Genomic DNA, 25,136 nt, shown 5'->3' on the forward strand with positions numbered 1-25,136 from the left:
GTCGCTTCACTCAGTGAGAATGTGAATGACCGTGTTCCGTTTCGGTCGCTTCCGGTCCGTGTGAATGGCCGCCATGCTCGTGTGCGTGTTCCGGCTCGAGGAAGCCGATGCCATATGCGAGGGCGATGCCCAGCAGCAGTACAAAGGAGAGCCGGAAGCGGTTATGCGAATGGAACTCCATTTCGGGCAGCAGGTCTCCCAGCGAGATACAGAGGAAGACGCCTGCGGAAAAAGCGAGGGCACAACCGATAATGATGTGCTGGTTTTCTGAAAACTGCTGCACTCCCAGAAAAAACAGAAGGGCTCCCAGCGGGCACATCAGCGAGAAGCCGATATTCACCGCGTTCCTCCAGCCTGCCGACCAGCCACTGGCGGCCATCAGTGAGGTAATGGAAACGGCGTCTAACGGTTTGTGTAAGGCGATCGCCAGAAAGGTTCCCAGCCCGAACAGGGAGAGGAAGACTTCGTGATGCTGCTCAGCAACGATGCTGGCACCGAGCGCCAGTCCGTCAATCAGGGTATGCAATGCCAGGCCGAAGGCAATGCCGACCCAGCTCAGATGATGCGAGTGCGCGTGCGTATGAGAATGCACGGGAGCATGCGCGTGATGATGGTCACAATCATGATCGTGGTCGTGTGTGTGACCCTCTTCTTCCTCCAGTTCGACGGTTCCATGCTGATGAAAATGAAAGGTACGCAACAGGAAGAACAGGGTGATCACTCCTGCCATCATCCACCAGACGGCCCGGTCGATCGATCCCATTTCGGCGACAGCATGCGGCAGCAGATGAAAGACGCCGATTCCCAGCATGAGTCCGCCGACAAAGCTGATCAGAGTTTCCATGCGGGTGTGTGTTAAACGGACCAGGGAAGGCAACCAGCCCCCCAGTAATGAAGAACCGACGATGACGACACAGTAAATACCCAACAGGGTGTAGGACCATGAGTTGTCAACGGGCCTGGTTACATCTGTTTTTGCGACAGCGGTTTTCTGAATTTCGTTCTCGGTGTGGACATGCTCATGTTCCGCCGCCATGGTGGGATGCGTGAGAAAGAAACCAGGAGTGATCAGAAAGACGAGCAGCGGAATCGTTAATAACAGGAGCGTGATTCTCACGTCGTTTTTAAAAGGTGAAAGCGGTTTCATCGAGTTAAAAAGCCACCTGTGATTGTCACTGTAAGCAGAAGAGGATGTCGGGATGCTCACTACATCGACACTCTTAGATTGTAATAGCAAACTAATTGCGATTGAATTTAGCTTTTCTCACAGATCAGTACAAGACTCCCCGGAATTCTTATCCCGGAAGATTCTGAACTTTTGAACTCTGATTATGATTTCAAGTTGTAAATATAAATAAAATAGATGCTTAGGCCCTGATGTTACTGGTGAAATCCGCTATCGGAAGGGGGTGAAAGGATTTCGAGATGTATTGGCTGGCGACTCGAATGAAGAGTCGAAGTTTGTCAGACTCAGGCAGAGGGCTTCTTTCACCTGATCCAGATAGATTCAATTAAGTACAGTCTCTACGGTGTTTTATTGCGTTAATTTGTTCCGATTAGGTGGCCTGTTCCGTGGGGGCATGCTGTGAGTTTGAATGTGAAGGATCTTCACCCTTTCTTAATATTTGCTTCAGATTTGATCCGCCGATAAGCCTGTTAAGGATCAGATTGTTTCTGCAGAGTTGCTGAGACATTGATAAAACCGAAAGCAGCCCGAAACGGATTCCGGGCCAATCACATCAGGGATGAAAATGCGCACATTTATCAAAACGGCAGGAATTCTCCTGCTGCTGGGAACGATGTTCCGCCCGCCAATCGTTCTGGCAGAAGACACGAAAATCAATTCCGAGCAACTCGAGCGACTTTTAAACCGACTGGAACAGGCAGAAAAGCGGATCCAGGAACTGGAAGAAACAAAACCAGTCACGCCGCCTGCTACTCCTCAACCTGTTCCGTCACTGCCCCCCAAGCTGGAGCGTGCAGCGGGTGGGCTGGATGATTCCGACGAGATGCTGATCAACAATTACACGGATGACTCAGGCTCTCCTGCCTTCGAGACCCGATTGTCGACACTGGAAGAGGACTGGAAAAAATTCTCCGAGTCCGAGCAGGAAAAAAAGGCAAAAGACGCATCTAAAGCGACGACCCTGAAGGTCTTCGGGCGTATCCATCTGGACGCCTGGAACTTTTCTGACAGCACTCCCGGAATTGCCGCTTTCAATAATCCGGGTGATCCGATGGATCCGGAGAACCGCTTCGAATTCCGGCGTCTGCGTATCGGGGTCGGGGGTGACATCAAAGACAATATGCTTTACAAATTTGAATATGATTTTGGCGATCCCGGTGATCCGGCCTTCAAGGACGTCTATATCGGCTGGAAAGATCTGCCGGTATTCCAAACTCTGTTGATTGGTAATCAGAAGCGTCCGCTGGGGATGGACCACCTCAACAGTAGTCGATACAACTGGTTCATGGAACGTCCTCTGGTGATTGAGGCCTTTAACGAGGACGCCCGTCGTCTGGGGATTTGTGCCTATGGTGTTTCAGAAGAAGAAACATGGAACTGGCGATATGGTATCTTCAACCTGGAAAATATTGCCGGCGATGGTAAGTACGTAGGTGATGCCGGGCAGATGAGTGTGAACGGTCGTTTTGCCGGTACTCCCTGGTATGATGAAACATCAGGTGGACGTGGTTACCTGCACCTGGCGATAGCCGACATGTGGGCGAACCCGGATGGTGATACAACTGGTTCCGGATCGAACAATAATGAAGGCCGCTTCCGAACTCGCCCGGAAGCACGTACCGGGAGTACCCGCTGGCTCGACACGGGGCGTATTGCCGGAGCCGACTGGTTTAATACCCTGGGCTTCGAAGCGATGCTGACAGTCGGATCGTTTTCCGTGGTCAGTGAATACCAGGTAACCTATCTGGGACGCGGTGCCGAGGGACCGGACTTGACCTTTGAAGGTGCTTATGTCGAAGCCGGTTACTTCCTGACGGGTGAATATCAGCCCATCGATCGAAAATCGGGAACCATTGGCCGTATCAAGCCGCTGGAAAACTTCTTCATGGTCAATACCTGTGATGGAGAAACCGGTGGTGGCTGGGGTGCCTGGCAGGTTGTCGCCCGCTATTCCTATCTGGATCTTTCGGAAGGAAATATCACCGGTGGTGATGAGAGAAACTTCACGTTCGGTATGAACTGGTGGTGGAATTCGCATTCCCGCGTGCAGTTCAACTACGTCCATGCCCAGATCGATGATCGTGGTCCGGTAGATGGTTATACCGGCGGTCGGTCGGATATCTTCGGTGCCCGATTCATGGTCGATTTCTAATCCCGGCCCGACGAATTCGTGTATGATCCCGTTCAATATCAAAATATCACAGGAATTGAGTTTTATGAAATATACAGGAATGATTTTACTGGCAATCACTGCGATGGTGATGGGAGGGAATCAGAGAATTGCTGAATCTGGTACTCCCAGCTGTGACCAGGCGCAGGGGACCTGTAACAGTAACTGCTGTTCACACGGGTGTAAGACCTGTCGGCTGCATGTGGAGACACTGAAGGTCAAAAAGCACTGTTATAATATCGAGTGCAAAGATATCTGTATCCCACCGGTCCGTTTTCCCTGGCAGAAATGCTGCGAACTGAAGTGTGGAAAAATCAAGACCGTACGCGTATTGAAGAAGCACGAATACACGTGTGAAAAATGTGGATATAAATGGGATGTCGAAAATCTGTGTGGTGCCTGTTCGACGGGAAACTGTGAAACAGTAGTTCCTCCCGCGGTCAAGTCGGCTGCACAGCCGCCATTGGCACCTGCGACTTCCGTCAGAAAAAGGTAAACCCGAAGCTGTCTGGTAATGGAACGCCTGATCGTGGTCTGATTTCTGATTTCTATTATGGAACACCCCTCTGCTTTGTCAGAAGGGGTGTTTTTTTATGGGGAGTGGTACAGAAAAGAATCAAACACAGGGTTTCACACTTTCAATGCAGTCAGGATCTGGCATAATTAATGGACTCTGCAGTACGACACGTGGATCTGGTTATACCGCTTGGACCGTAATCGCTCAGCTCAGTTCTCTTTGATTGTGTGACATCATGATTTGTATTTCTGTGACGCCTGAATCCCGTAACTTTGCCAAGGTGGATATTCTGAATGCCGCCGCCCAGTCTGATCTGGTAGAACTCTGCCTGGATCGATTGATCAAAACTCCCGATATCGGAGATCTGATATCAGGCTTTGATACGCCGATATTAGTTTCCTGCCGTCGTCCGGAAGACGGGGGACAGTTCAAAGGGACGGAAGCGGAGCGGATCCAGTTGCTGAAGCAGGCGATTATTGCGGAGCCGGCATACATCGAACTGGACCTGGAAACCGCAAAGCAGATTCCCCGCTTCGGGAAAACCAAACGGGTCATCAGTTATACCAGCCTGAAAAAACCACTGTCGCAGGTGGATGATATTTTTGACGAAATGGCGGAAGCGAAAGCCGACGTGATTAAATTCACCTGGCCGACACCAACTCTGCAGACCGCGTGGCCTCTGCTGGCGGCGATTAGTCAGAAGCGGGACATCCCGGTTGTCGGTCTGGGTCTGGGAGCGGCCGGCATTACGTTTTCACTGCTGGGTGTGAAGTATGGCAGCCCCTGGATTTATGCATCGCTGGAGAAGGGGATGGAAGCGTTTGAAGGCCAGCCGACGGTAGCGGAGCTGAACGAAGTCTTTCACTATCCGAAGATTTCGGCGAAAACCCGTTTTATCGGCGTCGCCGGGCTGGGAGTCGCAGAGCGACGGACAATCGAAGTCTTCAATAAAGCTTCTGAACAACTGGGCCTGGATTACGTCTGCCTGCCTCTGGTGATCAATGATTTCAAACAGGTGCACAAGATGCTGGGGATTCTGAAAATCCGTTCGCTGGTGGTGAGCCCGCGGATGGGCGAGTTCATCCTGCCCCTGGCGGAGCATCTGGAAGAGTCTTCTGAAAAGACCGGCTATGGTGATCTGCAATTAAATCAACCCGATGGCTGGCACGCCTACGATACCGTCAGGCGAAGTGCCATCAAGAGTCTGGAAGCGACGCTGGAAAAGAAATCGCCGGGATCAAATTCGGCATTCCAGCGGAAAAATATTCTGGTTCTGGGGCAGAGCGGTCTGACAAAAGCGGTGGTTCACAGCCTGACTCAGCAGGGGGCCGTCGTGAGTGTCACTTCCCAGAATGACAAAGCCGCCCAGGGAATTGCCCGCGCCTTTGATGTGCGCTACGTACCTTTCGCCAACCTGTATGACACGCTGGCTGATGTGGTAGTGCAGACCGACCCTGAATTGAAACTGGGCCACAGTAAAGAAGAACTGAATCCATCGTACTTACGGGAGACCATGACGGTCATGGATATCAGCCAGTTACCCGAATCCACCGAGCTGATGCGGGAAGCAGACAACAGAGGTTGTGAAAGCGTGTGTGTGGATGACGTCTACCGCAGACAGCTCAGTCAGATTTTCAAAGCGATCACCTCTGCAGAGATACCCGACGAAGTATTTGAAACCCGCAGCGAGTATACGCGTTAATTCTCAGTTTTTCTCGGGCACGCTGATCGCGGGGGACTGCAGCAGACGCAGACCGTTAAAAATTACGAGCAGTGAGGCACCCATGTCGGCGGCGATTGCTGCCCAGAGTGAGGCGTGGTCTAGCAGCATCAGCAGCATAAACAGGACTTTGATGCTCAGGGCGAAGATGATGTTCTGGCGAATGATCTGTAAGACGCGGTGCGAGTGATTGATTAACCAGGGGATTTTGGTGAGATCATCGGTCATCAGAGCGATGTCGGCTGATTCGATTGCGACATCGCTGCCGGCTGCCCCCATGGCGATGCCCAGGCTGGCGCGACTCATGGCAGGAGCATCGTTCACGCCGTCACCCACCATCGCCACGAATTGATATTCTTCCACCAGCGCTTCGATGACCGCGACTTTATCCTCCGGTAGTAATTCGGAATGCACCTGATCCATGCCGACTTCGTCAGCGACTGCCTGTGCAGTGCCTGCGTTATCACCGGTGAGCATCACCAGCTGTTTGATGCCCGCCTGATGCAGGTCTTTGACGACAGCCGCTGAGGTTTCACGTACCTGATCGGCTAATGCGATGAAGCCGCAGACGTGAGATTCGTTACCGATGACCACCACCGTCTGTCCGGCGTTGGAAAGGGCTTCCAACTGCTGGTGCACTTCGGCCGTTTCTTCGTTACGTTCTTCCAGATAGCGATGCGAGCCCAGCCAGAATTCTCTGCCGTTAATCGTTGCGGTAGCGCCTTTGCCCTGTATGATCTGGTAGTCTTCTGCCGCCTGATAGGAGACCTGCTGTTGTGCTGCTGCATCCAGAATGGCGACTGCCAGGGGATGGTTACTGTGCGCTTCCAGGGCGGCTGCCCGTTCGAGTAACTCGGATTCGGTGTGTCCGTTCAGCGGGGCAATTATTGTCACGACTGGTCTGCCTCGTGTGAGTGTGCCGGTCTTATCCAGCGCCAGTGCTTTCAGATGAGCGGGTGTTTCGACAAAGACACCCCCTTTGATCAGCACGCCATTTCGCGCTGCCGCTGCCAGTGCTGCGACGATGCTGACGGGTGTGGAAATCACCAGCGCACACGGACAGGCGATGACCAGCAGTACCAGAGCACGATAGATAGCGTTATCCCAGCTGACCTGAAACAGCGTGGGCAAGGTGATCAGAATGAGCAATGCGAGGGCCATGACAATGGGGGTATAGACTTTGGCAAACTTTTCAACCCAGAGTTCCGAAGGGGCCCGCTTCGACTGGGCTTCTCCGACCATGCGAATAATTTGGGCCAGGATCGTGTTTTCTGCCAGCTTGGTACATTTCGCTTCCAGCAGTCCATCGCCGTTAATTGTACCGGCATAAATTTCGTCCGTCTCCCGTTTGCCGACCGGAATGGATTCTCCTGTGATGGGTGCCTGATTGACTTCACTGATCCCTTTGGTAACTTCGCCATCCAGGGGGATTTTTTCGCCGGGCCGGATAATAAAGGTGGTGCCGACTTCGACGGATTCGGCATCCACGGTGATTTCATTGCCGTCGGCACCGCGAATGCGGGCGATGGGTGTGGATAAATCCATCAGCGCGGCGACAGCGCGGCGTGCGCGGCCGACACTCCAGGCTTCGAGCAGTTGTGAGAAGGCAAACAGAAATGCGACGGCTGCCGCTTCGAACCATTCATCTATGAAGAGTGCGCCGACGACAGCAGTAAACATCAGCAGGTTCATATCGGGACGCAAACGCTTGAGGGAAAACCAGGCTTTGGGCAACACAAACCAGATACCGGCGATGATGGCGGCCAGATATTGCAGGCGGACCGGGAGCGGCATTGCGCCATGCGCCGCCTGCTCCGCGCCCAGGGCGGCTCCAAAACTGCCCGTCAGAAAAACGTGTGTCAGAAAAGCGGTTCCCATGCAGATCCCGCTGAGAGTGGTCAGTATGGTTCTGCCCTGCCGGGACCAGAGTGTGCCTTTCTCGGACTGTTTCACTTTCTCGTTCCAGAGTTCGGCGCGCATGCCGGTCTGGCTGATGGTTTGCATGATCGATTCCGCGGTGACGTCTTCTGGTTGAGAACGAACTGTCATTCTTCTGTTAAGCACATCAAAGAACAGATGTTCTTCACCGCCGACCAGGGGAGAGAGTTCCCGTTTGAGAATGGTCACTTCTTCGACACAATCCATATCCTGAATTTTGAAAATCAGTTCGTTGGCTGGTTCATTCATGCAGAATCGATATTCAGAAAAGAGAGTGAGGAATCAGATGAGAATTCAGAGCTTCTGTATGCTGAAATCATAGCACTTCAAACCGGGAAACTGAAACTTCGGTTTTTTTTCTTCGCAAAATTCTGCTAAAAGAGATAAGATCCGCCATGATCGTTTTAACCGGTAATTCATGAGCGGAAGAAAATCAGACCACCCACTGTTTTCAAAACATAATTGACTGACATCATCGATAAAGGATCGACATGAGTAAAGATTATCTGGCTGCCCGCAGAAAAAAACTGATTTCGCTGCTGAAACGCAGGGGGGCCGAAGCAATGCTGATTACCAGCGAAACAAACGTGACTTACCTGACCGGATTCAGCGGGGATTCGAGTTTTCTGCTGATCGGCAAGGGGCAGACGGTGTTGATCAGTGACGGGCGGTACACGACCCAACTGGAGGAAGAATGTCCGGATCTGGATGTCTACATTCGTAAAGCGACCGAATCGATGATTGCGGCGGTGGAGCAGGTGCTCAAGAAATCGCATCTGCCCCAGCTGGGATTTGAAAGCCATATTGTGACCTGTGAACTGCTGGATGCGATGAGTGGCATTACTCCTGCCGCCCAGTGGATCCCGATTGCCGGGCTGGTGGAAGAACTGCGGATGATCAAAGACGCGTCGGAAATTCAGGAGATTCGCGAAGCCGTTCAGCAGGCCCAGCGCGGTTTTGAAGTGTTTCGGGCGATGCTGACTCCTGAGATGTCAGAACTGCAGGGGGCCCACGAACTGGAACACGCAATGCGACGGTTCGGGGCCCGGCAGGCGGCCTTCGATCCGATTGTCGCTGTGGGAGAGCGGGCAGCCTTACCGCATGCGATGCCGACGGAAAAGCTGCTTGCTGACTCGCCATTTTTACTGGTGGACTGGGGGGCGATGACTCAGAAAGGATATCGGAGTGATCTCACGCGGATGATCATTCACGGGAAACCACCGGCCAAACTGAAAAAAGTGTATCAGACAGTTCTGAAGGCACAGCTGGCGGCAATCAAAGCAATCCGGCCCGGAGTGCTCTGTCGGGACGTGGATCGAGTCGCGCGGGCTGTCATCGAAAAAGCCGGTTATGGCAAGCAGTTCACGCATAGCCTCGGACATGGGATTGGTCTGGATATTCATGAAGGCCCCCGCCTGGGGGGAAATGTGCCAACGGAACTGAAGCCGGGCATGATCGTGACGGTTGAGCCGGGTATTTATCTCCCTGGCTGGGGGGGCGTGAGAATTGAAGATGATGTACTGGTTACGCGGAAGGGACATGAGGTTATGACCAGTGTTCCCAAAGATTATGAATCAGCTTCCCTCTGAGGGGGAAAGAAATAGTGTTCGGATGTGTGTTGATTGCGTTTCGTTCTAATTTGGATCATGAGGTCACCTTAAATGATCGTTAAAGGTATTAGGACAGGAACTTACGTTGCAGAGGCTTTGTCGGGAAAACGTGCCGGGTTGTGCCCGAATTTATTAGAGAAACTCCCCCGTTTCTCTTGGTTTTCTGATACGATTTGGCTTAGAATCTGGTTCTTAACATGTCAGGCGGGGTAGAGCGTGCGCGCAAGACGTAAGCGTTTGGTCCCTTTCCCATATGGTCAGCTGATAGAGTGAAAATCTGGAACGCGTTGCTGAGGGACGTTATTGTCAATCCGTCCTTAGTTTACAGCAGGCAATGCGAGTGCAGCATGAGAATACGAAATTAAGGTAGGTCAATGGCAAAAAACGAGGTGCCGAAAGGCGAACCTTTCGATTTGGAAAAACTTCAGACTCTGTTTGAAATGATGGAAAAGCACGGACTGACCGAGGTCAATCTGAAGCGCGGCGAAGAGACCTGGAAATTGCGTCGTGGGCCACAGGAGACCGTTTCGATGGTTCCGGCACCGATGCAACATGCAGTTCCTGCTCCCGTGGCCGCTCCTGCAGCCGCTCCGGCTCCTCCGACAGAAGCGGCACCAGCTGCTGATGCCGGTCCTGTGATCAAGAGTCCGACTGTGGGTACGTTCTATGCCTCTCCGAGTCCTGACGATCCCCCGTTTGTCAGCGTGGGTTCCAAAGTGGGCTCAGATACCATTGTCTGTATCGTCGAAGCGATGAAAGTCTTCAATCAGATTCCAGCTGAGATGAATGGAACGATTACGGAGCTTCTGGTGAAAGATGGCGAAGCGGTCGAATTCGGCCAGCCTCTGTTCCGGATCTCCCAGGGCTGAAGCCTGTTATCGTAGAAAGTTCGCGATGAAGCAGGTCATGCTGTTGCGTTCAGAAACTCAGATGTAGTGTCCTTTTACCAAGTCAAAAACACATGTTTCAAAGAATACTGGTTGCAAACCGAGGTGAGATCGCACTGCGGGTGATACGTGCCTGTCGTGAAATGGGAATCGAAACTGTTGCGGTTTTCAGTGAAGCAGATCGGGACGCACATTATCTTTCACTGGCCGACGAGGCGATCTGCATTGGACCGCCGGCAGCGACCGACAGCTACCTGATGATCAATCGGATTATCAGTGCTGCTGAAATCGGTAATGTGCAGGCGATTCACCCCGGTTACGGGTTCCTGGCGGAAAATGCACACTTCGCGGAAGTCTGCCGCAGCTGTAATATCGAATTCATCGGCCCGCCTCACGAAGCGATGGCTCAACTCGGCGATAAAGTCTCTGCCCGGGAAATCGCCAAGGCTGCCAACGTGCATGTGTCACCGGGGACCGAGGGGCTGGTGACGGATGAAGCAGAAGCACTCAAGGTCGCCCAGGAGATCGGTTACCCCGTACTGATCAAAGCGACCGCCGGCGGTGGCGGTAAAGGGATGCGGGTGGCCCGCAATGATATCTCACTGAAAGCCGGACTCAAAGCGGCTGCCGCGGAAGCTGAAGCCGCCTTCAAAAATTCCGGCGTCTATATCGAAAAATACATCGAAAATCCCAGGCACGTCGAAGTGCAGATCATGGCCGACAATCACGGCAACGTGCTTCACCTCTGGGAGCGTGACTGCAGTCTGCAACGACGACACCAGAAACTGGTAGAAGAGAGCCCGGCTCCGAACCTGCCTCACTCGGTTCGTGAAGACATCTGTAAAGCCGCCTGTCGATTGATTGAAGCCGCTGGCTACACCAACGCCGGTACGGTGGAGTTTCTGGTCGGACCCGACAACCAGTTTTACTTCATCGAAGTCAATGCCCGGATTCAGGTCGAACATCCGGTCAGCGAACTGGTGACAGGCATCGATCTGATCAAACAGCAGATTCGGATTGCTGCCGGTGAGAAACTGGATCTGAAGCAGAAAAATATTCCCTGTCTGGGATCTGCCATCGAACTCCGTATCAATGCGGAAGATCCCGAAAATGATTTTCGTGGATCACCCGGCAAAATCACAAAGTTGCGGGTTCCCGGCGGGCCGGGTGTCCGCTTTGACTCGCATATTTACGAGGGGTACACCGTGGGCCCTTATTACGATTCTCTGATTGGCAAGCTCATTGTCCACAAACCGACGCGTGAAGAGTCGCTGGCTTGTATGAGGCGTTGCCTGGATGAGTTCGTGATTGAAGGGATCAAGACCACGATTCCCCTGGCGAAGAAGATCTTTAATCACTCGGCGTTCATTGAGGGTAAGGTCGATACCACGTTTATCGAACGAACCTGGTAAATTGTTCCCGGAGATTGGTACGACGAACATTCGGTCGTTTTGTATTGCAGCAGACCTGCGGGCATTCACTTCGCTCATCCGCCAGGGGTCCTGTGTCGGCAAAACTTCTCGGTTTCGGAAGCGAAGTTTCGCTCACTTCCTATTGTAAGCTGGTCATATTTTGAGTCTCTCAAACACAGTCAGAGACGTTACTTTTTTGAAAACAGGTACAGGTAGAATAATGAGAGTTGGTATTTTAACGGGTGGTGGAGATTGTCCTGGTTTGAATCCGGTGATTCGTGGTGCCGTACGCGTCATCTGCAATGCGGGCGGCGAAGTGTATGGTCTGCTGGAAGGCTGGCGCGGCGCGATTGAAGGTAACTACATCGAACTGAATTCAGAAAACACAGACGACATCATCTTCAAAGGGGGAACCATCCTGGGGTCTTCCCGTACCAATCCTTATAAGAATGAAGAAGAAGATGTACCCAAAGTACTGGCGACACTTGAAAAGCTGGGTCTGGACTGTCTGATCGCCATCGGCGGTGATGACACACTGGGCGTAGCCAGCAAACTCTGGAGCGATCATAAAGCCCCCGTGATCGGCTGTCCCAAGACCATTGATAACGACCTGAGTTCGACCGATGTAACCTTCGGTTTCGATACTTCCATTAATATCGTGATGGAAGCCGTCGACCGCTTGCGAACCACGGCCGAGTCACATCGGCGCATCATGGTGGTTGAAACCATGGGACGTCATGCAGGCTGGATCGCACTGTTCTCCGGTCTGGCAACGGCCGCCGATTACACGCTGGTTCCCGAACAGCCGATTGAAATGGACCGTATGATTGATGTGCTGAAACGACGTCGTGCCAACGGCAAAAAGTACGGCATTGTGATTGTCAGCGAAGGTGCCCAGTTCAGCGAGGAGTCCGGCTTGACCACCCAGGACGGCGAAGTTGACGATTTCGGTCACGTCAAACTGGGCGGCATTGGTGAAACCGTTGCCCACATGATTGAAGAACGCACCGGTTTCGAAACACGGCACGTGACTCTCGGTCACCTGCAGCGTGGTGGTTCACCCAGTGCTGCAGACCGCGTACTCGGAACTCGCTGCGGCGTACACGCCGGCTGGCTCGCTCTGAAGCATCATTTCGGTTACATGGTCGCGCTGCGGGGAACACAGATTGTTCCTGTCGCCCTGGCAGATGCGGTTGGCGAAATGCGAGCCCTCGAAAAGAACTTCCTGGAAGAAGCAGAAGTCTTCCTGCAATAAGCGGGAATATTTCAGGCACGCACAAGAGACCAGGCGCTGGCAACAGCGCCTTTTTTTACGCGCGGAGTGACGGTGCTGGTAAAACGTCCCTCTCCTGGTGAAAAAATCAGGTAGCCCCGGATGTAATCCGGGGTTGTCGCAGACAACAGGAAACTGTCAGTGAAAGCACTCTATTCAGAATCAGGTTTCCGATACTATTTTTCCCGGTCGGGTGAACTGTCTTGCCCGGACATGTAGGTAATACACGTTCGGAAACATGGGTAACACTCCCACTCCCTTTGCATTAATTACTTAACAATCCTGTCTATTTGGTAATCTCCGCTTTCTCGCTGGATTATCATGCATGCGTCTGTTTAAGATAGTAAGACTGACTCAAACCAGCTCTTCTTAACTGTAGCCTGTATTCCGCTTGAATCCGCTATAGCCTGCCAGAGCGAATCACAACGGTTCTCAACGATTTGATATTCTCCCGGAGGGACTAATGACACTACAGCGCTTGCTTCGCTTTCACACCTCACTGTTTCTGACTCTGTTCTGTGTCACTTTGTTCTTCAGCCCTCAGTCCGTTGAAGCGGGGGATAAAGGTTTCAAGCCGATCTTTGACGGCAAGACGCTCGACAACTGGGACGGCGATCCCCGTTTCTGGTCGGTGGAAGATGGCGCCATTACCGGTCGCACAACCAAAGACAACCCGACCAAAGGCAACACGTTCCTCATCTGGCAGGGAGGAACACCGGGCGACTTTGTACTGAAACTGCAATACAAAATCATCGGTCACAATTCGGGCGTGCAGTACCGCAGCTTCAGGTTACCCAATGCGGCAGACCAGTGGCGCGTGGGCGGATACCAGGCTGATATGGAAGCCGGCGATAAATATTCCGGTATTCTGTACGAAGAACGGAAGCGGGGCATTCTGGCTCTCCGCGGACAGAAGACAGAAATCGGTGAAGGTAAAAAAATTGATGTAGTCGGCTACCTTGGCGATACCAACGAAATCCAGAAGAAGATCAAAAAAGAAGACTGGAACGATTACGAAATCATCGCCCGCGGGAATCATCTGATTCATAAAATCAATGGCGTGGTGACTGCGGACGTGACGGATAACGATCCGGAACAGCGCCGTGCTGACGGCATTATCGCGTTGCAACTGCATGCCGGTCCTCCGATGGTCGTACAGTTTCGTGACATTGAACTGAAAGAGCTGCCGGCTGGCGACCAGACTTCTTCCAGGGACGGCGCTAAAAAAAAAGTAGTGCTGATCGCCGGCAAGAAGAGTCACGGTTACGGTGCTCACGAGCATCGTGCCGGCTGTCTGCTGCTGGCCGAAGCGTTGAACAACAGCGGTCTGGATATTGAGACCACTGTTGTGACGGAAGGCTGGCCTGAAGATGCCAGTGTGCTGGATGATGCCGACTCGATTGTAATTTACTGCGATGGTGGCGGACGTCATCCTTACAACGACCACCTGGATGAACTCAGCAAGCTGGCAGAAAAAGGTGTGGGGATGGTGAACCTGCATTACGGTGTGGAAGTGCCTAAAGGCGCTTCCGGCGATGCCTTTCTGCGCTGGATTGGTGGGTACTTTGAAGAATGGTGGTCGGTCAATCCACACTGGACCGCCGACTATAAAAATCTGCCCGATCACCCGATCTCGCAGGGCGTGAAACCATTCAGCATCAATGATGAATGGTATTACCATATGCGATTTCAACCTGAAATGAAAAACGTGCAGCCAATCCTGACGGCGGTTCCTCCCAAAGAAACTTTAAGTCGTCCTGATGGTGCACATAGCGGCAATCCGGATGTGCGGAAAACTGTTGGTCAGCCTCAACACATGGCATGGGCCTACGAACGCCCGGACGGTGGTCGCGGGTTTGGTTTTACCGGCGGTCACTATCACTGGAACTGGGGACATAACGATTTTCGGAAACTCGTGCTGAATGCAATTGCCTGGACAGCGCATGCGGAAGTCCCTTCACAGGGAGTCGAATCTGCATCTGTGACGGTCGAGCAGCTGGAAGCCAATCAGGATTACGAAAAACCGGACAACTATAATCCTGCCCGGATTAATGCCTTACTGAAAGAGTGGAATCAATAGACATCAATTGTTTAAACTGACCGATTGACACAGACCCGGGACAGCAACTTGAATCAATAAAAGGAAACTGACTCCATGAAGTACCGTTGGCTTGCCATCATTCCCGCCCTGCTGCTGACTACCAGTGCTGCAACATCTTTTGTATCTGCTCAGACCGAACATGATTCCAAACAGGCCGTACCCAACCTGACGGTTGCTCCCGGTCTGAAAGCGACGCTGTTTTCCTCCGAGCCGCAAATCAGCAGTCCGTCCAGTATGGATGTGGATTCCGAGGGGCGTGTCTGGATCTGTGAAGTCGTCAACTATCGCGCCAACCTGCGTGATATTCCCACGCGCAAAGAGGGAGACCGGATTCTGATTCTGGAAGATACGAACGGTGACGGAAAAGCCGACAAGACAACCGTATTTTACCAGGGCAATGATGTGAACGGATCGCAGGGGATCTGTGTGCTGGGCAACAAAGTCATTGTCGCTGCTTCCCCCAACGTGTTTCTGTTTACCGATGAGAACAACGACGGTAAAGCTGACAAGAAAGAACTGCTGTTCAAAATCGCTGGTGGAGAACACGATCACTCGGCCCACACTTCCATTTTCGGTCCGGACGGCAAACTTTACTGGAACTTTGGTAACAGTGGAAAGCAGGTCTTCGACGCTGCCGGAAAACCGATTCTCGAAAGCAACGGGAAACCTGTACTGGATAACGGCAAGCCTTACTGGGGCGGGATGGTATTTCGCTGTAACCTGGATGGCAGCGATTTTGAAGTGCTGGGACACAACTTCCGTAACAATTATGAAATCACCGTCGACTCGTTCGGTACCCTGTGGCAGTCGGATAACGATGATGACGGCAACCGCGGCGTCCGCATTAATTATGTGATGGAATTCGGGAACTATGGTTACCTGGATCAACTGACGGGGGCCCGCTGGAAAACGCCGCGGACTGGCATGCATGAAGAAATTCCGCTGCGTCACTGGCATTTGCGCGATCCGGGAGTGATTCCCAACCTGCTGCAGACCGGTGCCGGATCACCGACGGGTATCTGTGTTTATGAAGGTTCTCTGCTACCCAAAAAATACCAGGGTGAAGTCATTCACTCCGACGCTGGCCCGAATGTGGTTCGTGCGTACCCTGTGAAAAAAGATGGTGCCGGCTATGAAGCTGAAATCGCGAATATCATTACCAGCGAACAGGACAAGTGGTTCCGTCCCTCCGACGTCTGTATTGCCCCTGATGGCTCGCTGTTCGTCGCCGACTGGTATGATCCGGGCGTCGGCGGTCACCGGATTGGTGATCAGGAGCGGGGCCGCATTTTCCGGATTGCGCCCGCAGATGCAAAATATGTATTTGACAAACTGGATCTCAGTACGACTGAAGGTGCGATTGCAGGGATCAAAAATCCGAACCTGGCGCGACGTTACCTGGCCTGGAACAAACTTCATGCCTTGCAGGAACAGGCATTGCCACAGCTGGAAGAACTCTATCAGTCTGACAACCAGAGGAACCGCGCTCGCGCCCTCTGGCTGTTGGCTGGCATCAAAGGCAAAACCGGCGAGTATGTTTCCCGTGCGATTCAGGACAAGAATTCCGATATTCGCATTACCGGCCTGCGTGCCGCCCGCCGCTACAAACAGGATGTGATTCCCTATGTCAGCCAACTGGTGAAGGATCCTTCGCCTCAGGTACGCCGTGAATGTGCGATTGCCTTGCATCACAACAAGTCACCTGAAGCTTCCGCACTGTGGGTCACGCTGGCAGATCAGTATGACGGCAAAGATCGCTGGTATCTGGAAGCACTGGGCATCGGCATGGATGAGCAGGAGCAGAAATTCCTGACAGCGTGGCTCAAACAGGCTGGCGACCACTGGAATACGCCTGCCGGCCGTGACCTGATCTGGCGTTCAAAGATTCCGCTGGCAGTGCCTTACCTGGTCAAGATCATTGAAGACCCCAAAACAGACCTGGATACTCTGCCTCGCTATTTCCGTGCCCTGGACTTTATTCCGGGGACAGAAAAAAACAGAGCCGTTGCCGAGCTGGCATTGATGAAGGAACCACAGAACAAAAAACGCGAGACCTATATCATCGCGGAAGCAATTTCCCGCATGCCTGCCAACACGGTTATGCAGGATGCGAAATACAAACAGGCGCTCACCCAGGTCATCGACAGCAGCCGGGGGACATCCGAGTTCATCAAGCTGGTTCAGAAATTTAAAGCTTCGGATTATTACCCCGAGCTGGTGGAAATCGCCTCTCGTGCAGGGAAGTCTCAAACATCAGTGGACGCGATTCGTGCGGCTCTCAGTCTGAAACAGAATGCATTGATCCGCAAGTCGCTGGAGAATAAAGCCGATACGGAAAAAGAACAGAATCAGAAACTGGATCTGATCTGGGCGCTGGGAAGTGCGGGGCACAACGCTGCGAACGGGATCCTGCTGAAACTCCTCACAGATCAGGATGAACCGCTGGTAGATCGACGCGAAGCGGTCCGCGCTATTGCGAAATCACGTTCAGGCGCCCATGCGCTGCTGGATCTGGCTGAGAAAAAAGACTTTGATCCCCAGCTGAAACAGACGGTGGCTGCAGCGATGTCGTCCACAATTATGAAAGATGTCAAAGAGCGGGCCGCCAGGCTGTACCCGGCTCCTCCCACGAAAGACAACAAGCCTCTGCCGCCCATCAATGTGCTGGCGAGTATCAAGGGGGATAAACTGGACGGTCGCGTGATGTTCAATACCAAGGGAACCTGCGCCAAGTGCCATGTGGTGAATGGCATGGGAAAAGAAGTGGGTCCGAACCTGTCTGAGATTGGCAAGAAACTGAGCCGCGAAGCGCTGTTCGAATCAATCCTGTTTCCCAGCGCGGGCATCAGCCACAACTTCGAATCGTATACCGTGATCCTGGCATCGGGGAACGTGGTCAATGGTCTGCTGGTCAATAAAACCGACGACGCGATCACAATCAGAGATGCCGAAGCAATTTCCCGGACTTTCAAAATGGAAGACGTCGATGAAATCATTCAGCAGAAGATTTCATTGATGCCCGCTGACCTGCAGAAAGTGCTCACCCAGGAAGAACTCGTCAATATCGTCGAGTACCTGACCACACTCAAGCAGGCCGAGCCCATCAAAAAAGCCAGCCGGTAAGTATGAGTCATAAGAAGGCGCTCTTCTTTCGTCTCTATGTGGTATCGAAACATGCAGGGTGACAATGTCTGACTCAAGCCGTTATCGTGAAATTGATGTCGCTGGTTCGCCGCTGGAAATGGGGCGGCAGACCGGAGAGGCGGCGCGGGAGGAGATTGTGGGGTTCTGTGAGCTGGCTTTGGATCGGTTGCGCGAGATGCTGGATGTCAGTAGCGAGCAGGCACGCGCTCATGCGGAGCACTGCCTGCCTTATGCCGAGCAATATAGTTCCGATTCGGTTGCAGAGCTGCATGGCATCGCAGAAGCGGCAGACATCCCTTTCTGGAAAATCATGCTGCTGCAGATTCGCAATCAGTTTACTCCCGATGCGGATGCCGGCTGCACGTCGCTCAGTCTGCCGGCGACTTCCACGCGGGGACCGATTGTCGCTCAGAACTGGGACAATGATTCGGCTCTTGATCCGTTTACAATCGTGCTCACACGCCGACCCGTGGGAAAGCCTGCGCTGATGACGGTGACGCAGGCGGGGTTGATTTCATACGTCGGTTTCAATGATGCAGGCATCGGGGCCTGTCTGAACAGTCTGCCGGCTCCCAGCCGTACCACTGGAGTGCCCCACTATTTCACATTGCGCGAACTGTATGAGACAACCAGTCTTGAAGCGGCTGTCCAGGCAATTCGTCGAGCTGAGCGGGCGATCCCGGCGAATATCATGCTGATGACCCCGGAAGGTCCCGCGGACCTGGAAGTGACCCTGGAAACCGTGCAGGTTTTGAGACCAGTAGAAACGGGCTGGATCACGCATACCAATCATTGTCTGCATCCAGAACTGTGTGCATATAACGAACAGTTCCCCGAGCTGATCGGCTCGCATCCGCGCAAGGCACGCGTCGATTCACTGTTGCAGGCGTATGGTGATGAGATCAGCGTCGACGACATTAAAGCGGCGCTCACCGATCACGAAGGATATCCGCGGTCGTTATGTCGGCATGTGAATGCTGACGTGGACACCGGTTACTGGCAAACCGTCTTCTCTGTGATCATCGAACCGGAACAGATGCGGATGCAGGTTTCGCGGGGCACTCCCTGCAGTGCCGGTTATGAGTTGTACCAGCTTTGATATTTGAGAGTTCTTATCCAATATGAATCAAAACGCTGTCCTCAAGCGTGGCATCGAATATCATACCCAGGGCCAGCTGGACCAGGCGCTCGCCGACTATAGTCAAGTGATCGACAGCGCTGCGGCTGAAGATGCCGAACTGATGTGCCAGGCTTTGTATTACCGGGGATCTGTCTATCAGCGACTCGGTGAGCATCAGCGGTTGACTGACGATATGAACCGGATCATTAAGTGCCGCGCTGAAGTTCACATTGAACTCGTGGCCCACGCGTATTCGATGCGGGGGGAAAGTTATGTGGCTCAAGGACAGCTGGAAGCAGCGGTCTCGGATTATACTGTGATCATCGAATCACTGGAGGGACTGCCAACGGGTATGGTGCTCAGTGCGATACTGTGTCGTGGGGAGTCCTGTTTTGCACAGGCAGACTATGCCCGGGCAGCGGAGGACATCAAACGGGTTCTTTCCAGTCAATGGCTGGAATCGACAAGCCAACAGAGCGCACAGGAATTACTGGCAGAGTGTGAAAGGCGCTTAAGAAAAAGGTGATCTCTCTCAGGATCGGTCCGTGCGGGTTACCATCAGGTTTTGCTCTGTCTGCCGAATATAACTGGAGAGCACTTCGACGAGCTTTCTGCGGTCAATGGGCTTGGTAAGATAGTCATCACATCCGGCTTCCAGACATTTCTGGCGGTCGCCGCTCATGGCATGGGCGGTTAGTGCGATGATGGGGCCTTGATAGCCGGCTGCCCGTAATTTTTGCGTGGCCTGGTAGCCGTCCATAACGGGCATTTGCATATCCATGAGAATGGCGTCGAAAGACTGTCCGGCTTCTTTTGCAGACATTGCCAGCTCGTATGAAATCTTTCCATTTTCGGCAATTACCGTTTCAGCGCCCGCCTTACACAGGATAAACCTGATCAGCTTCTGATTATCAGGGCCATCTTCGGTCAACAGGATGCGGCAGTTTTTCAGGGGCAGATTTTCGAAAACATCGGGTTGCTGAATGCCTGTTTGTGGCGCACTTACTATGCGACAGGATTCAATCAGAGGCACATTTTCCAGTGAACCGGTCGCGATGGTGATGGAGAAAGTTGTTCCCTTTCCAGGCTCGCTGGCAATCGTGATTTCACCACCGAGCAGTTCGGTCAGTCGTTTACTGATCGTCAGGCCCAGACCGGTGCCACCAAATTTACGGGTCATCGAATCATCGGCCTGGGTAAAGGGTAAAAACAGGGAGTCAATATTTGCTGCATCGATTCCTATGCCTGAATCAATGACATCAAATTGCAGTCGAGCAGGTCGGTCCGGCTCATTGATGAGGCGGGTGACGACTTTGACTGCTCCGGTTTCGGTAAATTTAATCGCGTTACCGATGGTATTGATCAGGATCTGTCGTATGCGCGTGGGGTCTGTACTTATCGTTTCGGGGAGAGGTCCTTCGATCTGGAAATCGAGAGGCAGTCCCTTGGAGATCGCGCGAACATTCATCAGGGAATAAATATTATTGAGCAGGGTATGGGGAGAGCAGGGGACGTGTTCGACTTCCATTTTCTCGGCTTCGATTTTAGAGAGGTCGAGAATATCATTGATGAGCTTGATCAGAAACTGACCATTTTCTTTAATGGTGCGTGCAGCTTCAATATTTTCCGGTTGACTGACACCATCCAGCAGGATGTCATTGAAACCCAGAATGGCATTCATGGGTGTGCGGATTTCATGGCTCATATTTGCGAGGAAGGCACTTTTGGCCAGGTTCGCTGCTTCGGCTGCTTCAGCTGCCGCCTGCAGTGCCTGTGTCTGATGCTTCAGTTCCGCTGTCTTCTGTTCGAGAACCATATTTTTCTCGGAGATTATCCGGTTCGCGGTATGTAGCTCGTGGGTCCGGTTTTTAACTTCCGTTTCCACGAAGGCTTTTGTCTCTTCCAGTTCGGCACGCTGTCGTGCCATGGCTTTCATTTCCTGTACATTCTGTTGAATTGCGATGAACAGGAACAGGTCCTCGAAAATGATCCAGGCACCGTGTTCTATAATCTGCCAGGGATTAGCAGTCAGTACGCCAAAAATGGCCTGTGGATAAAACAGACCCAGAACTGAATGATCAATGACAACTACCGTAGTGGCAGAGATCAATACGCGCCAGTCTCGATAGAATGCCAGAAATGCCAGCGATCCGAAAATATGAAAATGAGTTTCAATCCGGCCCCCGCTGAGGTGAATGAGCAGGGAAGAGGTCAGCATCTGACTGATTGCGATAACGTGTCGGGTTAATGTGGTTCCGGGGCGGAGCAGAGTCAACATGACGGGAAACGCGGTGATCAGTCCGCCCAGCAGGCAGGCCGCCCAGACATGCAGGTGGGTCTGACTGTGAATCCCGATCCATGTTTGCGGTGTAATCCAGAAAGCAGCGGCCATCATTGCCAGCCACTGCACGACCATCAGACAGGCAAACAGACGATCCGTTCTCTGGTAGAGCTCGTGCTGATTTTTCTGAAGCAGTTCTTCTGCTCTCCTCGCGACAGCGGGAAGACAGGGCTTTGTCAGAATGGATAATGACATTACAGTCCCCCCTGACGATCATCGTTTCGCTCTCCGAGCAATGGACATCCAAATGTGAACGTCTCGTCTTGCCCTGTTGATCCCTGCAGCAGAATTGATTCAATGGCAGATCTGCCGACGTTATCACCGGCATGTCCCCGGGAGCCGGTGATGCCGCCATGAAATAACAGTTTGCCTTGTGTATCATACAGCAGTGTGTAACCGGAGGTCGTCGCGTGGAATAAACTTGCAGTCGTACCATCAAGGTCGCTGATCAGCGTGACACCGGGAATCGCGGAGGCAGTTTTCCAGAGGTTCGTTTTTTCCCAACCTTCGGGAAATGCGGAAGATTTGAAAAACAGGATCCGGGCATCAACCCGTTCCGGGCCGAGTGACATGATCTTCGCCAGTTCACTCAGGCTGGCAGCGGTACACGGACAGCGGGGATGGGCAAACATCACCAGCGTTGGCCGCATGGAATTAAAGGTTCTCTCGCTCTCAGAGGGCCAGTCGGAGGCGGTCAACGCAGTTTGACCAGGGGTTGACTGGTACTGCCAGAGCGTAGACATCCCATACACCACAGCGACTAACCAGAGCAGTGTCAACGCAGAAAACCACAGAGACCAGGGCTTCTTTTTTTCTGAAATTGAAAACGGACTCCCCGCATGTTGTCGAGGGGGCGCCAGGTTGCTGCTGAAATTCATAGTCGCTTCTTAAACAGGAATGCAGAATTCAGTCCGATATCTGCGAGAGTGAAAATAATGTAACTGATACCCAATCATATTTTGCATTATTCTGAATGACGGAAATTTCAATCGAATCTATGAGCTGGTTATCTGAATCAGGTTGCATCGGATACCAAGCCTTCATAATCCGCAAAGAACGATAAAAATCAGGAGGGATTACCGTTCAATTTTCGGCAGGATTACTGGTCAGATGGATCAGGTGTGGAAATGTTGTGTGAAGGGAAAAAACTCAGTATGTCACCCGACAGGAGGGACTTACCGGATGTTTTTCTGAGGTGCGGGAAAGAAAGAGAATCGTGATAGGGAGCGTAGTCGAGTCAAATGATTTTCAATACTGAGGTGGGGAGACCTGTTCGACACTGACTTCCATTCGAAGCAGGTCAACCGGATCTCCAAACTGGGTGTAGACCGCGACGTCTGCGGCATCGCGACCGTAGGCAATCGCCACCCGTCCCCCGTTCAGATTGTTCTGGGTCGGATCGAAAGTATACCAGCGTCCGCCTACATAGGCTTCAAACCAGGCATGCAGGTCCATGGGCTGCAGTGTTTCCAGATATCCTACTACCAGTCGGGCGGGTATTGACAACGCACGACAGCAGGCAATTCCCAGGTGTGCCATATCGCGGCAGACCGCCTGTGATCGTTCATTAACTTCGCAGGCGCTGATGATTTCCTGTCCTTCACCGGGCGCGTATTTGATATTCGTGCGAATGTATTCGACAATTTTGTTGCACTGGTCGTAGCCGGGAGAGATACCTTCCACAAGCGAAGAAGCCATTTGTGTAAAGCGGTCCGATTCGCAGTAGCGACTGGGCAGCAGGAAGGGGAGAGTCTCTTCAGGCAACTGTTCGACGGGAACAAAGAAGGCGCCGGGAGCCGCATCAGAAGAGTCGGCGACTTGAATATCAAACGATGTCTGAACCAGAAAAGAGCCGGCAGGTGCCACCAGTCGCTGACAGAGGTTCCCGAACGGATCGGTGAATTCGATGGCAGAGACACTGGGGTTCAGCACATACTGTTCACGAGCCACCCACTGCTGATCTCCACTGCGGGGCCGCAGCATGAGCAGAAAGGGAGTGTCCACGGGAATATTGAAGTCAAGTAAGCAGGAAGCATGTAGCCACATAAAGCACATTTTCAATCAGGGATTCCCACGTTTCTGATTCCGCGGGCAGGATTCAGAAACAGACAGTTGACGACTCAATCAGGGATCGTAGATGAAGACCCAGAGAGTGTAGAAGGCATTATCCCCCGGCGTGGGGTAAAAGATAGTCCCAATTTTCTCTGTCATGCGATTACAGACAAAATGTCGGACACACCAATTCAGATCAGCTCGCTGATCAGTTCCCGGCGTTCCAGGATATACCGGGGGCGGCCGCTGTGATCCAGAAATGTGGTAGACGGATCAATGCCCAGGTGGCGGTAAAGCATCGCCAGCACATTTTCAGGACGGTAAGGCGCATCGACGGGTGCGCCTCCCTGGTCGTCGGATGAACCGATCACCTGGCCGGTTTTGATGCCGCCCCCCGCCAGAGCGACGCTCATCACGCGTCCCCAGTGATCGCGGCCGGCAGTCTTGTTGAATTTTGGTGTCCGTCCGAATTCGCCCATTGCGACCACCATGACTTTTTTATCGAGACCGCGCGCGTGCAGATCTTCCACGAGGGCCGCAAACGCACGATCATAGGGCACCCCTTTTTCCCGCATCCGTTTGACCAGGTCACGATGATCGTCCCAACTGGGGCCGGTCACCCGCACCGATGCGACGGTCACGCCGTGTTCCACCAGTCGGCGGGCCAGCAGGATGTTCTGGCCGAATGGATTTCTGCCGTAGCGGTCGCGGGTGGCAGCATCTTCCTGTGAAATATCGAAGGCATTGCGAGCGGCATCGCCGGCGACCATCTCAAAGGCTTCGCGTGTGAACTGATCCATCGCATCGCCGACGCCGTTACTGTCGATGATTTCACAAGTGGCATCGAAGCTTTTCAAAAGCGATTTGCGGTTCTGCAGACGTCTGGAAGTCAGACCGCTTAACAACGTCAGGTTGGGAACCTCGAAGTTTTTGGCATCGGCATCGCGTGTGGTGATGAACGGGTTATACCCCTTGCCCAGCCAGGCGGCACGACCGTAACGCATATCGCGTGGCAAAGAGACAAACGCGGGAATCCCTTCAACATTGCTGCCGCGCACTTTGGAGGCAATACAGCCGATGCTCGGCATTTCGTTTTCTCTGTTCTGACGATCGCGCAGGTAATAACCGGTTTGTGTCAGATGACTGCTCGTGCCATGACTGCCGGAATCGTGATGAATCGAACGGATGACCGCCAGTTTATCAAAGACCCGCGCCTGCTCTTTCATGAACTCGCTGAACTGCACGCCCGGGACAGCGGTTTTGATTGGATTGAGCGGACCGCGGTATTCAGAGGGCGCATTGGGTTTGGGGTCGTAGGTTTCATGCTGCGCCGGTCCCCCCGCCAGTTCCAGAAAGATAATCGCCGTATCCTGCTTTGCATGTCCTGCTTCCGCGGCCTGTGCCTGCAGACGCAGAATATCGGGGAGGGAGACGCCCATTAAACCGGTCAGGCCTGCTTTGATTACGGACCGACGTGAAACGCCATCACAAAATTCTGCCGTTCGCTGAGACATTCCTGCTCCTTTCCCCGGTGAGTGTGGTGGGATTGTTGCGAGGTTATGGCAATCATTGCCTCTGGGTGGGAAAGCTTCATTATATCGAAAAAGAACCACACATCAATGCTTGTTAATGTGTTCGGGGTGTTTTCCACAGGTATCCATTTAG

17 protein-coding genes are annotated in these 25,136 nt (G+C 52.8%); 11 read left to right on the forward strand and 6 right to left on the reverse strand.

Annotated features, from left to right (window positions below; all coding sequences use genetic code 11):
• Window positions 1–10: 10 nt before the first annotated feature.
• Window positions 11–1,147, reverse strand: coding sequence for a ZIP family metal transporter (locus tag GmarT_RS01630; RefSeq protein WP_002646807.1), 1,137 nt, complete (start codon window positions 1,145–1,147; stop codon window positions 11–13).
• 604 nt (window positions 1,148–1,751) lie between these two features.
• Between GmarT_RS01630 and GmarT_RS01635 the strand changes: the two genes are divergently transcribed.
• From GmarT_RS01635 to GmarT_RS01645, 3 genes are all read left to right on the forward strand, one after another.
• The gene (locus tag GmarT_RS01635; protein WP_187782332.1) at window positions 1,752–3,338 is read left to right on the forward strand and encodes an OprO/OprP family phosphate-selective porin; all 1,587 of its coding nucleotides are present in this window, start codon (window positions 1,752–1,754) and stop codon (window positions 3,336–3,338) included.
• A 64-nt stretch (window positions 3,339–3,402) separates the two neighbouring features.
• A complete protein-coding gene (locus tag GmarT_RS01640; RefSeq protein ID WP_002646805.1) occupies window positions 3,403–3,852 on the forward strand; it encodes a hypothetical protein in 450 nt (149 codons plus the stop codon).
• A gap of 256 nt (window positions 3,853–4,108) precedes the next feature.
• Window positions 4,109–5,575 carry a type I 3-dehydroquinate dehydratase gene (locus GmarT_RS01645; RefSeq protein ID WP_002646804.1) on the forward strand — a complete coding sequence of 489 codons (1,467 nt, stop codon included), beginning with the start codon at window positions 4,109–4,111 and terminating at the stop codon, window positions 5,573–5,575.
• Window positions 5,576–5,578: 3 nt separating this feature from the next.
• Here the strand turns inward: GmarT_RS01645 and GmarT_RS01650 are convergent, their stop codons facing one another.
• Window positions 5,579–7,780: a heavy metal translocating P-type ATPase gene (locus GmarT_RS01650; RefSeq protein WP_155367949.1), complete on the reverse strand. Its 2,202-nt coding sequence runs from the start codon at window positions 7,778–7,780 to the stop codon at window positions 5,579–5,581.
• Between the two features lie 242 nt (window positions 7,781–8,022).
• Between GmarT_RS01650 and GmarT_RS01655 the strand changes: the two genes are divergently transcribed.
• The 8 genes from GmarT_RS01655 (at window position 8,023) to GmarT_RS01690 (ending at window position 19,604) form a co-directional block, all read left to right on the forward strand.
• Window positions 8,023–9,120 carry a M24 family metallopeptidase gene (locus GmarT_RS01655; protein ID WP_002648966.1) on the forward strand — a complete coding sequence of 366 codons (1,098 nt, stop codon included), beginning with the start codon at window positions 8,023–8,025 and terminating at the stop codon, window positions 9,118–9,120.
• A gap of 395 nt (window positions 9,121–9,515) precedes the next feature.
• Window positions 9,516–10,010, forward strand: coding sequence for an acetyl-CoA carboxylase biotin carboxyl carrier protein (gene accB / locus GmarT_RS01660; RefSeq protein WP_002648965.1), 495 nt, complete (start codon window positions 9,516–9,518; stop codon window positions 10,008–10,010).
• Window positions 10,011–10,102: 92 nt separating this feature from the next.
• Entirely contained in the window at window positions 10,103–11,440 is a 1,338-nt protein-coding gene (gene accC, locus GmarT_RS01665) for an acetyl-CoA carboxylase biotin carboxylase subunit (RefSeq protein WP_002648964.1), read from the forward strand.
• Window positions 11,441–11,660: 220 nt separating this feature from the next.
• Entirely contained in the window at window positions 11,661–12,695 is a 1,035-nt protein-coding gene (locus GmarT_RS01670; protein ID WP_002648963.1) for a 6-phosphofructokinase, read from the forward strand.
• 481 nt (window positions 12,696–13,176) lie between these two features.
• Window positions 13,177–14,793, forward strand: coding sequence for a 3-keto-alpha-glucoside-1,2-lyase-like domain-containing protein (locus GmarT_RS01675; RefSeq protein WP_002648962.1), 1,617 nt, complete (start codon window positions 13,177–13,179; stop codon window positions 14,791–14,793).
• Between the two features lie 75 nt (window positions 14,794–14,868).
• Complete coding sequence (locus GmarT_RS01680) at window positions 14,869–17,937, forward strand: PVC-type heme-binding CxxCH protein (RefSeq protein ID WP_002648961.1); 3,069 nt, start codon at window positions 14,869–14,871, stop codon at window positions 17,935–17,937.
• 64 nt (window positions 17,938–18,001) lie between these two features.
• Window positions 18,002–19,057 (forward strand): C45 family autoproteolytic acyltransferase/hydrolase, encoded by a 1,056-nt coding sequence (locus GmarT_RS01685; protein ID WP_002648960.1) that lies wholly within the window; start codon window positions 18,002–18,004, stop codon window positions 19,055–19,057.
• 22 nt (window positions 19,058–19,079) lie between these two features.
• Window positions 19,080–19,604 (forward strand): tetratricopeptide repeat protein, encoded by a 525-nt coding sequence (locus GmarT_RS01690; protein WP_002648959.1) that lies wholly within the window; start codon window positions 19,080–19,082, stop codon window positions 19,602–19,604.
• A 6-nt stretch (window positions 19,605–19,610) separates the two neighbouring features.
• On the opposite strand, the gene GmarT_RS01695 is transcribed toward GmarT_RS01690, so the two are convergent.
• The 4 genes from GmarT_RS01695 to GmarT_RS01710 all read right to left on the reverse strand — a co-directional run bounded on the left by GmarT_RS01695 (window position 19,611) and on the right by GmarT_RS01710 (window position 24,985).
• Window positions 19,611–21,614, reverse strand: a complete 2,004-nt coding sequence (locus tag GmarT_RS01695; protein WP_002648958.1) for a hybrid sensor histidine kinase/response regulator — start codon at window positions 21,612–21,614, stop codon at window positions 19,611–19,613.
• Complete coding sequence (locus GmarT_RS01700) at window positions 21,614–22,297, reverse strand: thioredoxin domain-containing protein (protein WP_002648957.1); 684 nt, start codon at window positions 22,295–22,297, stop codon at window positions 21,614–21,616. The genes GmarT_RS01695 and GmarT_RS01700 overlap by 1 nt, the downstream gene beginning before the upstream one ends.
• Before the next feature lie 370 nt (window positions 22,298–22,667).
• Window positions 22,668–23,465: a transglutaminase domain-containing protein gene (locus GmarT_RS01705; protein ID WP_002648956.1), complete on the reverse strand. Its 798-nt coding sequence runs from the start codon at window positions 23,463–23,465 to the stop codon at window positions 22,668–22,670.
• Window positions 23,466–23,662: 197 nt separating this feature from the next.
• Window positions 23,663–24,985, reverse strand: a complete 1,323-nt coding sequence (locus GmarT_RS01710; RefSeq protein ID WP_002648955.1) for a DUF1501 domain-containing protein — start codon at window positions 24,983–24,985, stop codon at window positions 23,663–23,665.
• Window positions 24,986–25,136 lie beyond the last annotated feature (151 nt).

It is taken from the genome of Gimesia maris, assembly GCF_008298035.1.
GTDB lineage: Bacteria > Planctomycetota > Planctomycetia > Planctomycetales > Planctomycetaceae > Gimesia > Gimesia maris.

Bases quoted from the DNA above. Each gene is read 5' to 3' on its own strand.
- GmarT_RS01670 (WP_002648963.1), top strand. From the start codon at position 11,661: ATGAGAGTTGGTATTTTAACGGGTGGTGGAGATTGTCCTGGTTTGAAT.
- GmarT_RS01645 (WP_002646804.1), top strand. From the start codon at position 4,109: ATGATTTGTATTTCTGTGACGCCTGAATCCCGTAACTTTGCCAAGGTG.
- GmarT_RS01700 (WP_002648957.1), bottom strand. From the start codon at position 22,297: ATGAATTTCAGCAGCAACCTGGCGCCCCCTCGACAACATGCGGGGAGT.
- GmarT_RS01675 (WP_002648962.1), top strand. From the start codon at position 13,177: ATGACACTACAGCGCTTGCTTCGCTTTCACACCTCACTGTTTCTGACT.
- accB (WP_002648965.1), top strand. From the start codon at position 9,516: ATGGCAAAAAACGAGGTGCCGAAAGGCGAACCTTTCGATTTGGAAAAA.
- GmarT_RS01685 (WP_002648960.1), top strand. From the start codon at position 18,002: ATGTCTGACTCAAGCCGTTATCGTGAAATTGATGTCGCTGGTTCGCCG.
- GmarT_RS01635 (WP_187782332.1), top strand. From the start codon at position 1,752: ATGCGCACATTTATCAAAACGGCAGGAATTCTCCTGCTGCTGGGAACG.
- GmarT_RS01695 (WP_002648958.1), bottom strand. From the start codon at position 21,614: ATGTCATTATCCATTCTGACAAAGCCCTGTCTTCCCGCTGTCGCGAGG.
- GmarT_RS01630 (WP_002646807.1), bottom strand. From the start codon at position 1,147: ATGAAACCGCTTTCACCTTTTAAAAACGACGTGAGAATCACGCTCCTG.
- GmarT_RS01690 (WP_002648959.1), top strand. From the start codon at position 19,080: ATGAATCAAAACGCTGTCCTCAAGCGTGGCATCGAATATCATACCCAG.
- GmarT_RS01680 (WP_002648961.1), top strand. From the start codon at position 14,869: ATGAAGTACCGTTGGCTTGCCATCATTCCCGCCCTGCTGCTGACTACC.
- GmarT_RS01655 (WP_002648966.1), top strand. From the start codon at position 8,023: ATGAGTAAAGATTATCTGGCTGCCCGCAGAAAAAAACTGATTTCGCTG.
- accC (WP_002648964.1), top strand. From the start codon at position 10,103: ATGTTTCAAAGAATACTGGTTGCAAACCGAGGTGAGATCGCACTGCGG.
- GmarT_RS01650 (WP_155367949.1), bottom strand. From the start codon at position 7,780: ATGAATGAACCAGCCAACGAACTGATTTTCAAAATTCAGGATATGGAT.
- GmarT_RS01705 (WP_002648956.1), bottom strand. From the start codon at position 23,465: ATGTGGCTACATGCTTCCTGCTTACTTGACTTCAATATTCCCGTGGAC.
- GmarT_RS01640 (WP_002646805.1), top strand. From the start codon at position 3,403: ATGAAATATACAGGAATGATTTTACTGGCAATCACTGCGATGGTGATG.
- GmarT_RS01710 (WP_002648955.1), bottom strand. From the start codon at position 24,985: ATGTCTCAGCGAACGGCAGAATTTTGTGATGGCGTTTCACGTCGGTCC.